At 68.9% G+C, this 15,360-nt stretch carries 12 protein-coding genes and 1 pseudogene; 7 read left to right on the top strand and 6 right to left on the bottom strand.

Annotation, left to right across the window (positions count from 1 at the left end; translation table 11 throughout):
* The first annotated feature begins 233 nt into the window (after window positions 1–233).
* From M2437_RS23660 to M2437_RS23650, 3 genes are all read left to right on the top strand, one after another.
* On the top strand, window positions 234–842 hold the full coding sequence (locus M2437_RS23660) for a glutathione S-transferase family protein (protein ID WP_253388837.1): 609 nt from the start codon (window positions 234–236) through the stop codon (window positions 840–842).
* 176 nt (window positions 843–1,018) lie between these two features.
* Window positions 1,019–2,215, top strand: coding sequence for an FIST N-terminal domain-containing protein (locus M2437_RS23655; protein WP_253389664.1), 1,197 nt, complete (start codon window positions 1,019–1,021; stop codon window positions 2,213–2,215).
* Between the two features lie 10 nt (window positions 2,216–2,225).
* A complete protein-coding gene (locus M2437_RS23650; protein WP_253388836.1) occupies window positions 2,226–3,590 on the top strand; it encodes an ATP-binding response regulator in 1,365 nt (454 codons plus the stop codon).
* Window positions 3,591–3,612: 22 nt separating this feature from the next.
* On the opposite strand, the gene M2437_RS23645 is transcribed toward M2437_RS23650, so the two are convergent.
* Entirely contained in the window at window positions 3,613–3,936 is a 324-nt protein-coding gene (locus M2437_RS23645; protein ID WP_253388835.1) for a hypothetical protein, read from the bottom strand.
* A 337-nt stretch (window positions 3,937–4,273) separates the two neighbouring features.
* Window positions 4,274–4,942, bottom strand: coding sequence for a transglutaminase-like cysteine peptidase (locus M2437_RS23640; protein ID WP_012253474.1), 669 nt, complete (start codon window positions 4,940–4,942; stop codon window positions 4,274–4,276).
* A 243-nt stretch (window positions 4,943–5,185) separates the two neighbouring features.
* Here M2437_RS23640 and M2437_RS23635 point away from each other — a divergent pair, with 243 nt between their 5' ends.
* Window positions 5,186–5,605 carry an acyl-CoA thioesterase gene (locus M2437_RS23635; protein ID WP_253388834.1) on the top strand — a complete coding sequence of 140 codons (420 nt, stop codon included), beginning with the start codon at window positions 5,186–5,188 and terminating at the stop codon, window positions 5,603–5,605.
* A gap of 35 nt (window positions 5,606–5,640) precedes the next feature.
* Here M2437_RS23635 and M2437_RS23630 read toward each other — a convergent pair whose 3' ends face one another.
* Together M2437_RS23630 and M2437_RS23625 are read right to left on the bottom strand one after the other, a co-directional pair.
* A complete protein-coding gene (locus M2437_RS23630; protein ID WP_012253476.1) occupies window positions 5,641–6,546 on the bottom strand; it encodes an alpha/beta hydrolase in 906 nt (301 codons plus the stop codon).
* Between the two features lie 64 nt (window positions 6,547–6,610).
* Window positions 6,611–7,540: a lytic transglycosylase domain-containing protein gene (locus M2437_RS23625; protein ID WP_042508810.1), complete on the bottom strand. Its 930-nt coding sequence runs from the start codon at window positions 7,538–7,540 to the stop codon at window positions 6,611–6,613.
* A 223-nt stretch (window positions 7,541–7,763) separates the two neighbouring features.
* Here M2437_RS23625 and M2437_RS23620 point away from each other — a divergent pair.
* From M2437_RS23620 to M2437_RS23610, 3 genes and pseudogenes are all read left to right on the top strand, one after another.
* Window positions 7,764–9,945, top strand: a pseudogene (locus M2437_RS23620) (molybdopterin-containing oxidoreductase family protein).
* A 106-nt stretch (window positions 9,946–10,051) separates the two neighbouring features.
* Window positions 10,052–11,680 (top strand): ABC transporter ATP-binding protein, encoded by a 1,629-nt coding sequence (locus M2437_RS23615; protein WP_253388833.1) that lies wholly within the window; start codon window positions 10,052–10,054, stop codon window positions 11,678–11,680.
* 3 nt (window positions 11,681–11,683) lie between these two features.
* Window positions 11,684–12,904, top strand: a complete 1,221-nt coding sequence (locus tag M2437_RS23610; RefSeq protein WP_253388832.1) for a phosphopentomutase — start codon at window positions 11,684–11,686, stop codon at window positions 12,902–12,904.
* 288 nt (window positions 12,905–13,192) lie between these two features.
* Here the strand turns inward: M2437_RS23610 and ettA are convergent, their stop codons facing one another.
* Both ettA and M2437_RS23600 read right to left on the bottom strand, forming a co-directional pair.
* A complete protein-coding gene (gene ettA / locus M2437_RS23605; protein WP_253388831.1) occupies window positions 13,193–14,845 on the bottom strand; it encodes an energy-dependent translational throttle protein EttA in 1,653 nt (550 codons plus the stop codon).
* A gap of 235 nt (window positions 14,846–15,080) precedes the next feature.
* Complete coding sequence (locus tag M2437_RS23600) at window positions 15,081–15,359, bottom strand: hypothetical protein (protein ID WP_012253481.1); 279 nt, start codon at window positions 15,357–15,359, stop codon at window positions 15,081–15,083.
* Between the last annotated feature and the right edge of the window lies 1 nt (window position 15,360).

Below are 15,360 nucleotides of genomic sequence, written 5' to 3'. Positions count from 1 at the left end.
TCCTCGCCAGCGCGAGAACGGTCGGTGACCGGGGCTTCAGAGGCGCGCAAGCCGTATCCGACCGGACTGCATCGGGCCCGCGCTTCTAGGTCCTTGTTTCGACACCCCTTCTTTCGGCGAACCGGTGACCGTTTCGTCGGAATGCGCTCTAAGGCCGCCCACTGGGGCGGACGAGGGCAGGGCTCCGTCGTCTCGGGACATCGCAATCGTCTTGGCCTGGGAGAGGCTCGGTTATGATCACCGTGTTTCACGCACCGCGGACCCGCTCGCTTCGGGTGTTGTGGATGCTTGAGGAGATGGGGCTGCCTTACGAGGTCCGCCTCGTCGATTTCCCGAGACATCGTTCCGATGCCGAGTTCATGCGCCTCAACCCGGCCGGCTCCATTCCCGTCCTGCGGGATGGCGATGTCGTGATCAGCGAATCCACCGCCATCATCGAGTATCTGGTCGCGCGCTACGGGCCCACACCCCTCGCGCCGCAGCCATCGGAGGCCGCCTATCCTTCATATCTCCAGTATTTCCATTTTGGAGAGGCCAGTCTCGCGGGTCCGATGACGGTCGTTGCACATTGCTGGTTCATGGGCCCTGAAGATCAGCGAGAAAATGCGGGCGTCGAGGCTGCTCGGACCATCTTCCGTGCGCGGCTGCCGGCCATCCAGAGCCGCCTTGAGGAGCATGACTATCTTGCGGGATCCGCATTCACAGCAGCGGATGTGTCCGTCGTCTATGCCCTCGGACTTGGCCAGGCGCTTCGCGCCGTCGAGACATACGCGCCCGTCATCCAAGAATACCTTGCGCGTTGCCGAGCCCGTCCCGGATTTCAGCGCGCCTCGATGAAGTGATGGGGGATTGTGCGGGACCCGATCCCTGATGTCCCGGAAGGGTCGGGGTCTGCCGCCGGCATTCACACAGCTCCGCCCCGCCCATTGCCACGCCCCTGCACCGCGGACATAGTCGTGCACAATATGTCAGGGGCGGCCGGCCTGCCGGAACAGACCCTGTGCGAGGGAGCGAGGCGGTGGCGCACGGCACGCAGATGCGCGGGCATCTGTGCGGAATCCAGACGGCCTGGACGGATGCGGGCGAGACTTTGGACGCGGTCGCGGCCGTGGCGGGAGCCGTCGACCGGTCGGCCGTCGGCCACCTGATCGTCTTCTTCTCGCCGGCCTACGACGCGGAAACCCTCACGGCCGCGCTCGCGGCGCAGTTTCCCGGCGTCGGGCTCACCGGCTGCTCCACCTCCGGCGGGATCAGCCCGGCGGGTTCGATTGACCGCGGCCTCGTCGCCATCGCCTTCCCGCGCCAAGGCTTTCGCATCGTCTCGGGCCTGCTCACCGACATCGCCCGGCTCGACGTGGAGGGGGCGGCCTCGACCGTGCGCGGCCTGCGCCGGACCCTCGACGGCGGGCGGCCGGACGGCGGCAGCGGCCACCGCTTCGCCCTGTCGCTGATCGACTCGCTCGCCAATGCGGAGGAGACGGTGGTCTCGGCGGTGGCCTGGGCGCTCGACGGCATCCCGCTGATCGGCGGCTCGGCCGGCGACGACCTCGCTTTCCGCAGCACGGTGCTGATTCACGAGGGCCAAGTCTGCCGCGAGGCGGCGGTGATCCTTCTGGTCGAGACCGATTTCCCGATCCGGATCTTCAAGAGCGACAATTTCGAGCCGACCAACCGCAAATTCGTGGTCACCGCCGCCCGCGAGGACGAGCGGCGCGTCACCGAACTCAACGCCGAGCCCGCGGCGCGCGAATACGCCATGGCGGTGGGGCTCGACCCGGAAAACCTCTCGACGATGAGCTTTGCCGCCTACCCGCTCGCGGTGAAGATCGGCGGGGAGTATTACTGCCGCTCGATCAGCCGGGTGGAGCCGGACGGCTCGATGACCTTCTTCTGCGCCATCGGCGAGGGCGTGGTGCTGACGCTGGCGCAGCCTCGCGACATCGTCGAGGCGACGCGGGCCGAACTCGAAAGCCTCGACGCGTCGCTCGGCGGGCTCGACCTCGTGATCGGCTTCGATTGCGTGTTCCGCCGGCTCGATGCCGAGAGCCGGCAGGTGCGCCACCGCATCGCCGACCTGTACCGTCGCTACGGCGTGGTCGGCTTCGAGACCTACGGCGAGCAGTACCGCTCGATGCACCTGAACCAGACTTTTACCGGCATCGCCATCGGCCGGGCCGAGGCGCCGGAGCGCCGCGACGCGAAGATCGCGACGTGACGACGGCCCGATGAACCGCCCAGGCCTCTGGATGGAACCGCCCTCCGAACCGCAGACCATCGAGGCCCTGACGCATCGCGTGGCCAAGCTCGAGCGCATCAACGCGGCGCTGATGGCCCATGTCGAGCGCACCATGGATCAGCAGGGCGGCGCCTACTCGCTGTTCCAGACCGCGATCATGCTGGAAGGCCGCGTCCGCGCCCGCACCGAAGAGCTGACCGCGCTGATGAACAGCCTGGAGCGCTCGAACGCGGCGATGCAGGCCGCCAAGGAAGAGGCCGAGACCGCCAACCGTTCGAAGACGCGGTTCCTGGCCGCGGCCAGCCACGATCTGCTCCAGCCGCTCAACGCCGCCCGGCTCTCGCTCTCCGCGCTGACCGACCTCGCGCCGGGGCCGGAAGCGCAGGGGATCGCCCGGCAGGTCGAGCGCGGCCTGGAGACGATCGAAGACCTGATCAAGGCGCTCATCGATATCTCGAAGCTCGATGCCGGCATCGTGCGCCCCGTGGTCAAGCCGGTGCGGCTCGCCGATCTCATGGCCGGGATCGAGGCCAGCTTCCGGCCCTTCGCCGAGCGCAAGGAGCTGCGCCTTGTCACCCGCTGCGCCGACCTCGTGGTGGAGACCGACGGGATCCTGCTCCAGCGCATCCTCCAGAACCTCGTCTCGAACGCGATCCGCTACACCGAGAGCGGCGGCGTGCTGATCGCGGCGCGGCGGCGGGACAAGCTCTGCCGGATCGACGTGGTCGATACCGGCTGCGGCATTCCCGAGACGGAGCGGGCGCTGGTCTTCGAGGAGTTCTTTCGCGGCGCGCGCGAGTGCGACGATGGCGGGATCGGCCTCGGGCTCGGCCTGTCGATCGTGCAGCGCATGGCCTCGACGCTGGGGCATGCCATCGAACTGCATTCCCGCAGCGGCCACGGCACGCGGCTGAGCCTCACCCTGCCGCTCGCCACCCAGCGTCCGGATCCGCGGGTGACCCTGGCACCGCTGGCGACGGCGCTGACGGGCGCGCGGGTTCTGGCAATCGAGAACGACGCCTCCACGGCGGAGGCGCTGCAGCGGCTCCTGCGCAACTGGGACGCCGAGGTGCAGGTGTTTCGCGATCTCGCAGGCGTTGTGGCCGCCCTCGGTGCCGGTCTGGCGCGGCCGGATGTGATGGTGATCGACTACCACCTCGACAACGGCGCCTGCGGCCTCGACGTGGTGGATTACCTGCGGCGCAACCGGGGCTGGGTGACACCGGTGATCCTCACCACGGCCGACCACGGCGCGGACATCGCCGCCCGCGCCCAAGCCACCGGGGCCGAACTCGTCCACAAGCCGATCAAGCCGGCGCAACTGCGCTCGCTGCTCGCCTACATGCTGGCGTGAGCGGTCGAGATGCCGGAGGGGGTCAGAGGGCGCTGAAACGCCGCTCGCCCATCAGCCGGTCGCGGGCGCGGGCGACGAGGGCGGGGCGGATGCGGGTGACGTCCTCGCCGTCGAGCAGCGGCGATCCGGCGAGCACGCCGAGATAGGCTTCCTCGCGGTCCCGGCAGGTGGAAACCGCCTTGGTGGCGGCGAAGCTGCGGCTGGTGGTGCGGATCTGCTCGGCGAACGCCTCGTCGAGACAGACTTGCCACGCCGCGTGGCGCGCACCCTCCGGGCTCTCCGCGCGCGCGGGGAGGGCGGCGAGAACGGCAAGGGTCGTGAGGCTGGCGAGGAGGACGCGACGCATGGGACGAGCGGACCCTGGGACGGCGAACCTGAGGCGGTGACAGGGTTTTCCGGGGCGGCACGCGCTCGCGGAAACCTCTCATCAACCTTGGCCGCCGAACCGTTAAAGCCTGCTAACGCGTCAGATCCGGTCTGGTCCCGATTTGGGACTGGGAAAACTTTCTGAAAAGGTTCCCCAATCCGATCGATCCCTTCGGGGTGGCGGATTTGCGGGGTGGCGGATTTGCGGGATGGCGGATTTGCGGGATGGCGGATTTGCGGAATGGTGGATTTAAACGTCGCTCAGGCGCCGCGCGGGCTCGCTGAAAGGGTTCCGCTTTCGATGAAGCCGAGCCGGATCAGCGGTTGGCCGCCGTGAGCGGCGAGGCGTCACGACCGAGCGCCATCCAGCCCACCGCTTCCTGGCTCTCGCGCTTGACGAAGGTGTAGCCGGTCTGGCGCCAGGGCAGGACCGCGTTGGTCTTGTTGTCGAGCACGAGGTCGCCGCGGTTGGTGATGAGGGTGAGGACCGCGTGGCCCTCGCCCTTCTCGTCGATGACCACGGTCATCCGCATCGCCCGGCGCGGCAGGCCGGCCTCGACCAGCAGGCGGCGCTTGAGGAGCTGGAAGTCCTCGCAATCGCCCCGGCCGTCCTCGGCGAGATCCCAGCGGTCGGCGGCCTGCCAATGGTCCCCATCGGTCACCGCTTCCACCGACCGGTTGATCCGGCGGTTGACCGCGTTGATCGTCTGCCACAGCGCCGGGGTCAGGGTGATGCTGGCGGGCTCGGTGCGATCGACCGCGCATTCGCCGGGATAGCGCTCGCAGAACTCGGCCCAGGCGGCGATCGGCCGGGCGGGGCCGGTGGTGACCGCCGACAGGCTCATGGCGGGCAGCGCGGCGGTCGGCTGGGCCTCGGCGCGCGGGGCCGCGGCGAGGAGAAGAGCCCCGGCCAGGGCGAGGCCCGCCAGCAGGCGGGTCGTGAGGGCGGGCCGGACGACACAGAGCTTGGAGAACGCGATACGCATGGCCCTGACCGAGCAGTTAAGCTTCCGTTAATGAAGCTCTCACGGCCGTCTGGTTCCCGCAATCGCCGAGTTAAAAATCGGTTAACGCGATCCGTCGCATTTGATCGATCGGGGTCGGGACGCCCACGAGGGGCGCAGGAGCGAGCGCGAAACAAGTCCCGAGCACCGTCACCGGGCGCGGTGGCGGCGGCGCCACGGCACCTGTTAGGCTCAGACTTATCCTAGGATTTGCAAAGCCTTCCGATGACCAGCGAACTGCCTTCCGTCGAGCCCGTGCCGCCCACCGACCGTGGGCAGGCGGTGATCCGCACCGTGGCGATGCCCACCGATACGAACCCGGCCGGCGACATCTTCGGCGGCTGGCTGATGGCGCAGATGGACATGGCCGCCGGCAACGTCGCCGCCCGCCGGGCACGGGGGCGCTGCGCCACGATCTCAGCGGAGGCGATGACCTTCCACCGCCCGGTCTTCGTCGGCGACGAGGTGAGCTTCTATGCCTGGATCGTGAAGACGGGCCGCACCTCGATGCGCATCCAGGTCGAGGTCTGGCGCCGGGAGCGGGAGGGCGAGGCCACCATGAAGGTCACGGAGGGCCTCTTCACCTTCGTCGCCATCGGGCCGGATCGCCGGCCGCGGCCGATCCCGGAGGAGCGAGAGGTCTAAGGGCGACGTCGGCTTGGCGAGCGTGGAACGGGCTTTCAGTGCATCGTCAGCGTGGTGAGCCGGCGCGCGCCCGCATGCTGGTGCAGGAAGGCGCTCATCTCGGCGAGCACCGGCGCCTTGCGGCGGAAGCTGACCGAGAGCGACAGCAGCGTGTCGGCATGGTCGAGGCCCTCGTAGACCCGTTCCTGCACCGGCACGCGGGCCTCGCGCAGGCGCGCGGCGAGGCTCGCCGTGTTGCGGGGCCGCACCACGGTATCCTTGTCGCCGGTGGCAAGAAAGGTCGGCGGTGAGTGGGCGCCGGCGTAGGAGACCGGCTGCGTCGCCTCCGGGTCGGGCGCCTGCCCGAACACGTCGATCGAGGTCTTCTGGTCGAAGGGCAGGAAGTCGTAGGGGCCCGACAGGCCGGCCACCGCCCGGATGATCCGCGGATCGACGCCGGCCTGGCGCAGATATTCAGGGTCGAGCCCGAGCATCGCCGCGTTGTAGGCGCCCGCCGAATGGCCCGCGAGCACGATCCGACTGGGATCACCGCCCTGCGCGGCGATGTTGTCGCGCACCCAGGCGATGGCCGCCGCACCGTCCTTCAGGAAGTCGGGAAAGCGCACTTTCGGGTAGAGCCGGTAATCCGGCAGCACGGTCACGAAGCCCTGTGCGGCCAGGGCCTGCGCGGCGAAGGCGTAGTCGTCCTTGCTGCCGCTGTTCCAGGAGCCGCCGTAGAAGAACACCAAGACCGGCGCCCGCTCCACGGGCACGGTCGGCACGAACACGTCGAGGCGCTGGCGCGGATCCGCGCCGTAGGCCGCGTCGCGGATCGCGAGCCGCCCGCCCTTGTCGCGCGGCCCGAGCGCATCGAACAGCGCCAGCGGCGAGCAGCCGCTCAGGCCTAGGGCGGTGAGCCCGAGGCAGACCAACGAAACGAGGGAGACGAATGCCTTGATCATGTGACCCGTGATTGACGCGGCGGTCGCGGCGGATTCATGGCGCGCGGGGTGGCGACGTTGGGAGTTATGTCCTCAGGACGATGCAGGCGCCGCCGACACCGCGGATCTTCTGGCAGAGGCCGTCAGCTGCGTTCCGGCTCTCGGCCGGGATGCGCACCCGGTAGAAGGTGCGGGTGCCGCGAAAGCGCAGGCGGGTGCCGACGATCATCGGCCGCACCTCGCCGATTACGCTGGTGTAGCGCACCCGCGCCCGCTGGAAGCTCGCGAGTGCCAGCGACTTCGAGAAGTTGCCGGCGAGCTGCACGCCCCAGGGCGCGGCCGGGCCACCCTCGACGGACAGGGCGAAGCGGTCCCCGCGCGACGGGATGCGCAGGGCGGCGGTGACCTGAAGGCAGCTCTGCGTCTCGGCCTCCGGCGGGGGCGGCTTGTCCTCGGGTTGTCCCTCGGCCTTCTTGCCCTCAGGCTTCTTCGCCGACGGATCGGCTCCCTCCGGCATCTCGACATTGGCGTTCGGCCGCCAATCCTCAGCCGGGCGGCCGGTGATGCCGATGACGTAGGCCCGCGTCTCGGCGGGCAGGCCGCCGCTGCCGGCGAGCCAGGCCGAGACCCGCCCCGGCCCGCCGTTATAGGCCGCCGCGGCCAGCCCGAGATTGCCGAACTGCCGCTTGAGGTCGGCCAGGAAATGCGCCGCGTGCGGGATCGCCTGTTCGGGGTCGAACGGATCGGTCAGCCCGCGATCCTTGGCCGTGCCCGGCATGAACTGCGCCACGCCCTGTGCACCGGCCGGGCTCACCACGCCCACGCGAAACGCGCTCTCGCGCCAGATCAGGCGCGTCAGGAACGGCACCGGCAGCTTCCGTGCCTTGGCCGAGTCCTCGATCAGACGGCAGAGCGCCTGCTCCACCGTCTCGCTCTCGGGCGAGGGGGCCGCACGCGAGGGACCGGCAAGCACGGCGAGGGCGGCCGGCAGAAGAACGAGGGCGAGACGAGACACGGCGGCTGATTTAGGGCGCCGGTCCGGGAAGGGGATGGCTGCCCGCTTCCGCGGCACGTTCTGCCCTGTTGAGAAGCATCATTGTGCCGGGTTCGACGCTTCGCGAGGGGGTTGTACCTTAGTAGCGTTCTAAGAATCGCACTATTTTTCTGGAGTTCCCCACGCTAGGCTCGATGCTTGCAAGAGCCGGACGCCAAGATCCGGCCTCACGAGGAGGAACACGATGCTCGAAGAGCGCATCTCGGAGATCGATGCCGAGGCGGCTGCAAAGTCCGTTTCCGAAGCCGTCACCCGGCTGGGCGCCTGCCCGCACGACTGCCCCGACACCTGTTCGATGATCTACACCGTCGAGAACGGGCGGCTGATCGACGTGCGCGGCAACCCGGATCATCCGATGACCCGCGGCGCGCTCTGCGGCAAGCTCAAGGACTTCGACCGCCACCATTACAACCCCGACCGCATCCTTTACCCGATGCGCCGGACTGGCCCGAAGGGCAGCGGTCAGTTCGAGCGGATCACCTGGGATGAGGCGCTCGCCGAGATCCACCGCCGCTTCACCGGCATCATCGAGACGCACGGGGCGGAGGCGATCCTTCCCTACAACTATCTCGGCAACGAGGGCGTGGTGCAGGGCCTCACCGTGGGTGACGCCTTCTTCAACCGGCTCGGCGCGACGGTCGCCGAGAAGACGTTCTGCGGCTCGGGCTCCTGCACCGCGTGGTTGCTGACCGTCGGCCCGACCAACGGCACCGACCCGATGAGCTTCGCGCAGTCGAAGCTCATTGTGATCTGGGGCTGCAACTCGGTCTCGACCAACATCCACCACTGGCACGTGGTGAAGGAGGCGCAGCGCCACGGCGCCCGCGTCATCGTGATCGACCCCTACCGCTCGCGCACCGCCGCCCAGGCCGACTGGCACCTGATGCCGAAACCGGGCACCGACGGCGCGCTCGCCATGGCGATGATCCACGTCATCATCGAAGAGGGCCTGACCGACGACGACTACATCGCCCGCCACACGGTCGGCTTCGAGCCGCTGAAGGAACGGGCGCAGGCCTTCACGCCGGAATACGCCGCCGAAATCTGCGGCATCCCGGCCGACGACATCCGGCAGCTGGCGCGCGAATACGCCACCACCCGCAACGCGGCGCTGCGGCCCGGCGTGGCGGTGGAGCGGAGTGCCGGCGGTGCCCAGGCGCTGCGGGCGATCTTCTCGCTGCCCGCTCTGACAGGGTCTTGGAAGGATCCGGGCGGCGGCGTCTACCAGATGCCGCTGTGGGAGTTCCCGGTGCACTGGGACCGGGTCTGCCGGCCGGACCTGATCCCAGAGGGCACGCGGGTGCTCAACGTGCTCAAGCTCGGCGAGGTGCTCACCGGCGAGGCCGGGATCGAGCCCGGCATCCACGCCCTGATGGTCTACAACGCCAACCCGGTTTCGAACTCGACCGAGACCGCCAAGATCAAGCGCGGGCTCGCCCGCGAGGATCTGTTCACGGTCGTCAGCGAGCATTTCGTCACCGACACCGCCCGCTACGCCGACATCCTGCTCCCGGCCACCATGGCGGCCGAGCACGACGACATGATGTTCTCCTGGGGGCACTTCTTCTTCACCCTGAACCAGAAGGCGATCGAGCCGCCGGGCGAGACGGTCTCGAACGCCGAGCTGTTCCGGCGGCTGGCCAAGACCTTCGGTTTCACCGAGCCCCAGTTCTCCATGAGCGAGACCGAACTCATGGAATGGTATCTCGATTGGGAGAGCCCGAAGCTCGGCGGCATCGGCATGGACCATTTCCGCCAGCACGGCTGGTACCGCCTGAACATCGGCGATCCGGACACGCGCACCCCCCACGCCGAGGGCAACTTCCCGACGCCGTCCGGCAAGTGCGAGTTCTACTCGGAAGCCGCGGTCACGAGCGGCAACTTCGTCGCGCCACCCTTCCGGCAGATGTACGAGCAGTTCCAGGGCGGCGAGGCCCTCGATCCGCTGCCCGGCTACGTGCCGGCCAACGAGCGGCCGGAGACGAACCCGGCCCAGGCCGAGCGCTACCCCGCTCAACATCGTCTCGCCCAAGAGCCACGGCTTCCTCAACTCGCAATACGCCAACGAGGCGCACAAGGTCCGCGCGCAGGGGGAGCAGACGATCCTGATCAACCCGGCCGACGCGCAGAGCCGCGAGATCGGCGAGGGCGCGCTGGTGCGGGTGTTCAACGATCGCGGCGCCTTCCACGGGCAGGCGCGGGTGACCGAGGAGGTGCCGCCGGGCCTCGTGATCGCCTCGCTCGGCTACTGGCACTCGCTCAACCGCGACGGGGCGGTGAACGTCATCAGCGCCTCGACCTATGGCGGCATGGGCCACTCGCCGACCTTCAGCGACAACCTCGTGCAGGTCGGGCTGGCGCAGTAGCGCGACGCGAAGACGATTCGCGCGGCCGGTCCCGCGCGCTATAACCCCTCGGCCCGCCGCTCCGACACCGGATCGCGGCGGGCCGTTTTTCGTTCGCCGGGGTTCGATGTCCGATACGCTGCTGACCGTCGAGGATCTCTCGGTCGCCTTCCGCTCCGGGACGCGCGAGACCCGCGCGGTGGATCGCGTCAGCTTTTCCATCGAGCGGGGCGAGACCTTGGCGCTGGTGGGCGAATCCGGCTCAGGCAAATCGGTGACGGCGCTCTCGATCCTGCGCCTGCTCGACGGAGCGGCACACCATCCGGGCGGAAAAATCCTGTTCAAGGGGCGCGACCTCTTGGAGCTGCCCGAGCGGGAGATGCGTGCGGTGCGCGGCGCGGACATCACCATGGTGTTCCAGGAGCCGATGACCTCGCTCAACCCGCTCCACTCCATCCAGCGGCAGATCGGCGAGGTGCTGGAGATCCACCGCGGCCTGAAGGGCAAGGCGGCGCGGGCCCGCATCCTCGAACTCATGGATCTCGTCGGCATCCGCGACGCCGAGCGGCGGCTCGGCGCCTATCCGCACGAATTGTCCGGCGGCCAGCGCCAGCGCGTCATGATCGCGATGGCGCTCGCCTGCGAGCCCGATCTCCTAGTGGCCGACGAGCCGACCACCGCCCTCGACGTCACCGTGCAGGCGCAGATCCTCGCGCTGCTGGCCGACCTGCAGAAGCGGCTCGGCATGGCGATGCTGTTCATCACCCACGATCTCGGCATCGTCCGGCGCATCGCCGACCGGGTCTGCGTGATGCTCGCCGGCCGGATCGTCGAGGCGGGCCCGGTCGATCGGGTCTTCACCCGGCCCCAGCACGAATACACGCAGCGGCTCCTCGCCGCCGAGCCCACCGGCCGGGCAAACCCTGTGCCCGATCACGCCGAAGAGCTGGTCGAGGCCGGGCCGCTCAAGGTGTGGTTCCCCCTCAAGGCGGGGCTGCTCCGGCGCACCGTCGGCCACGTCAAGGCGGTCGATGGGGTACGGCTCAGGGTGCGGGCCGGCGAGACCGTCGGCGTCGTCGGCGAGTCCGGCTCGGGCAAGACCACGCTCGGCCTCGCCCTGCTGCGGCTCACCGAATCCGAGGGGCCGATCGTGTTCCTCGGTCAGCGCATCGAGGCGCGCGGTCCTGCCCTGATGCGGCCCCTGCGCAAGGACATGCAGGTGGTCTTCCAAGATCCCTACGGCTCACTCTCGCCGCGCATGTCGGTGGGCGACATCGTCGCCGAGGGGTTGGCCGTGCAGGGGCTGGTGAAGGGCGGCGGCGAACGCCGCGCCCTGGTGGCGAAGGCGCTCACCGATGTCGGGCTCGACCCGGCGGCGATGGACCGCTACCCGCATGAATTCTCCGGCGGCCAGCGCCAGCGCATCGCCATCGCCCGCGCCATCGTCCTGAAGCCCCGCTTCGTCGTCCTCGACGAGCCGACCTCGGCGCTGGATCGCTCGGTGCAGGCGCAGATCGTGACGCTGCTGCGCGACCTCCAGCGCGAGCGCGGCATCGCCTACCTGTTCATCAGCCACGACCTCAAGGTGGTCCGCGCACTCTCGAACTACGTCATGGTGATGCAGCACGGCCAGGTGGTCGAGGAGGGCCCGGCCGAAGAGATCTTTGCCGCGCCCAAGACCGACTACACCCGCACCCTGTTCGCGGCGGCCTTCGAGATGGATGCCGCGACCACCGCCGAGATCGAGCCGGCCTGAGCCATGGCCCGCGCCCTCCTCATCGTCCTCGATTCCGTCGGCATCGGCGGTGCTCCGGACGCCGACCGCTACGGCGATGCCGGCTCCGACACGGTCGGCCACATCGCGGAGGCCTGCGCCGCCGGACGCGGCGACCGGCCGGGCCTGCGCGCCGGGCCCCTGCGCTTGCCGAACCTCGCTGCGCTCGGCCTCGGGCTGGCCTGCGAAGGCGCCACCGGGCGCGTCCCGCCAGGGCTTGTGCCCGAGGGACCCGTGCGGGCGCTTTGGGGCCACGCCGTCGAGACCGCCGCGGGTAAGGACACCCCGTCAGGCCATTGGGAGATCGCGGGCGTGCCGGTGCGGGAGGCCTGGGGCCACTTTCCCGATACGCAGCCCGCTTTCCCGGCGGAGCTGACGGCGGCGCTGGTCGCACAGGCAGGGCTGCCGGGTATCCTCGGCGATTGCCACGCCTCCGGCACCGCGATCATCGAGGCGCTTGGGGCCGAGCATGTCCGGACGGGCAAGCCGATCTGCTACACCTCGGCCGACAGCGTGTTCCAGATCGCCGCCCACGAGGAGGCGTTCGGGCTGGAGCGGCTCTACGAGACCTGCCGAATCGCCCGCGAGGTCTGCGATCCCTACCGCGTCGGCCGGGTCATCGCCCGGCCCTTCCTCGGCAGCGCGGCGGAGGGCTTCCGCCGCACCAGCCACCGCAAGGACTTTTCGGTGGCGCCCCCCGCCGGGACGCTGCTCGATCGCCTGGAGGCTGCGGGCCGCGCGGTTGTGAGCGTCGGCAAGATCGGTGACATCTTCGCCCACCGCGCCACGGGCCGCGAGATCAAGCCCGCCGGCAACGCCGCCTGCCTCGACGCGGCGCTCGACGCCTTCGCCGGATTGCCGGAGGGCGGCTTCGTCTTCCTGAACCTCGTGGATTTCGACACCGAGCACGGCCACCGCCGCGACGTGCCGGGCTACGCCGCCGAGCTGGAAGCCTTCGACGCGCGCCTACCCGAGATCCACGCGGTGTTGAAGCCGGGCGACCTCTGCGTGATCACCGCCGACCACGGCAACGATCCGACCTGGACGGGCACGGAGCACACCCGCGAGCAAGTGCCGGTGCTGGCCTTCGGGCCGGGGCTGACGCCGCGCGCGCTCGGCCGCCGGGAAAGCTTTGCCGATATGGGCGCCTCGGTGGCGGCCCATCTCGGCCTGCCGCCGCTCGGGGCCGGGCAGGCGTGGTGGTGAGGGATTCACTCCGGTCCTCCCATCTCCCCACCTCACCCTGAGATGCCGCGAAGCGGCCACGAAGGGTCTTCCAGGGATCGCGAGCGATCTGGAGGATCCTTCGAGGCCCGCTGATGCGGGCACCTGAGGATGAGGCGGAGGGGAGGAGAGCGGAAGTTGTGTGAGTGACACGCATACCAAAACCGTTTGACCCCTTCGGGACGGCGGATTTGGCTGTCGCTCAAGTGCCGCGCGAGCTCGGCTGATACGGGCCTCCACTTTGATCAGGCGGAGACCCGTATCCGGCGATCAGCGCGAAAACTTCTTGTACTTCAGCTTCTTCGGGATGATCGACTCGATCCCGAGACGGCGCTTCTTGTCCGTCTCGTAATCCGAGAAGTTGCCCTCGAACCACTCGACATGGCTGTCGCCCTCGAAGGCGAGGATGTGGGTCGCGATGCGGTTCAGGAACCAGCGATCGTGGCTGATGATGACCGCGCAGCCCGCGTAATCCTCCAGCGCATCCTCAAGGGCGCGCAGGGTCTCCATGTCGAGGTCATTGGTCGGCTCGTCGAGCAGCAGCACGTTGGCGCCGCCCTTGAGCGTGCGGGCCAGATGCACGCGGTTGCGCTCACCGCCCGAGAGCGTGCCGACCTTCTTCTGCTGGTCGCCGCCCTTGAAGGCGAAGGCCGCGCAATAGGCGCGCGAATTGATCTCGCGCTTGTTGAAGTAGATGATGTCGTTGCCGCCCGAGATCTCCTGCCAGACGGTGGCGTTGGGATCGAGCGCGTCGCGCGATTGGTCGACATAGCCGAGCCTGACCGTCTCGCCGACCTCGATCCGCCCGCCATCGGGCTTCTCCTGGCCGGTGATCATCTTGAACAGCGTGGTCTTGCCGGCGCCGTTCGGGCCGATGACGCCGACGATGCCGCCCGGCGGCAGCTTGAACGACAGATCCTCGATCAGCAGGCGGTCGCCGAAGGCCTTGTTGAGGTGTTCGAACTCGATGACGTTCTGCCCGAGCCGCTCGTCGATCGGGATGACGATCTGCGCCGCCGCATCGACCTTGTTGTTCTGCTTGGCGACCAGCTCCTCGTAGCGGGTGATACGCGCCTTCGACTTCGACTGCCGCGCCTTGGGCGAGGCCGAGATCCATTCCTGCTCACGGGCGATCGAGCGCTGGCGGGCCATGTCCTCGCGGCCCTCCTGCTCCAGGCGCTTCTGCTTCTGCACCAGCCAGGCGGAGTAGTTGCCCTCGTAGGGAATGCCCCGGCCGCGGTCGAGTTCGAGGATCCAGCCAGTGACGTTGTCGAGGAAGTAGCGGTCGTGGGTCACGATCAGGATCGCGCCCGGATACTGCTTGAGGTGGCCCTCCAACCAGTTCACCGTCTCGGCGTCGAGGTGGTTGGTCGGCTCGTCGAGGAGCAGCAGTTCCGGCTCCCACAGCAGCAGCTTGCACAAAGCCACGCGGCGGCGCTCGCCGCCCGAGAGGGTCGCGACCGGCTGCTCGTCGCTCGGGCAGCCGAGCGCTTCCATCGCCTGATCGACCTTGGAATCGAGCTCCCAGAGGTTCTGGGCCTCGATCTGGTCCTGGAGGGCGGTCATCTCGTCCGCCGTCTCCTCGGAATAGTTCATCGCGAGTTCGTTGTAGCGGTCGAGCAGCGCCTGCTTCTCGGCCACGCCCTCCACGATGTTCTCGCGCACCGACTTGTTCGGATCGAGCTGCGGCTCCTGCGGCAGGTAGCCGACGCGCGCGCCCTGCGCGACGAAGCCCTCGCCGGTCCAATCCTTGTCGATGCCGGCCATGATCTTGAGCAGCGTCGACTTGCCGGCGCCGTTGATGCCGAGCACACCGATCTTGGCGTCGGGATAGAACGACAGATTGACGTTCTCGAGGACCTTCTTGCCCCCGACATAGGTCTTGGTCAGACCCCGCATGTGGTAGATGAATTCGCGGGCCATGTGCGTTCGTCCTGCGTGAAGCGTGGAAGCCGGTCGGGCCGGCGCTCGCGGATGCGTGGCCTCTCGCGCGAGGCTGGCTCTGTCGAGCCAAGATGCTCGAGCCATGCCGCGCAGGGCGCCGTCCGCTCGCGGATGAAGAATTTCGTGTTCGAGTATCAGGGCCGCCCGGCAGGGGCAAGGCGAAGGCCGGACAGGCGACGGTCGGATACCGATCCTGATATGAGGGCGGTGCGCCTCAGGCGAAAGGGTTGCGCACCGGCTCGGCCGTCTCCGGTTCCTCGGGCACGGCGTCGGGCAGATCCTCCGCTTCGAGGGTGGCGACCACCGCGTCGAGCAGGCTCTTCAACGCCCTCGCACGCTTCAACCCCGCCCGGTCGCGGGTGAGGTCGAGGCTGCCATGCAGGGCAATGCGGCGCGTGCCGTTCTCGATGGAGAAGCCGGCGAAGGTCTGGACGCCCGCATCCTCCGCGAAGGGGCGGAAGGGGAGGGCGGGATCGGCTTTGCGGCGCGGCATC

Origin of the sequence: Methylorubrum pseudosasae, from assembly GCF_029504475.1 — a bacterium.
In the GTDB taxonomy this organism is placed as follows: Bacteria; Pseudomonadota; Alphaproteobacteria; order Rhizobiales; family Beijerinckiaceae; genus Methylobacterium; species Methylobacterium extorquens.
Note: the sequence above shows the minus strand (reverse complement) of the source record. Positions and strands in the feature narration are given on the sequence as shown.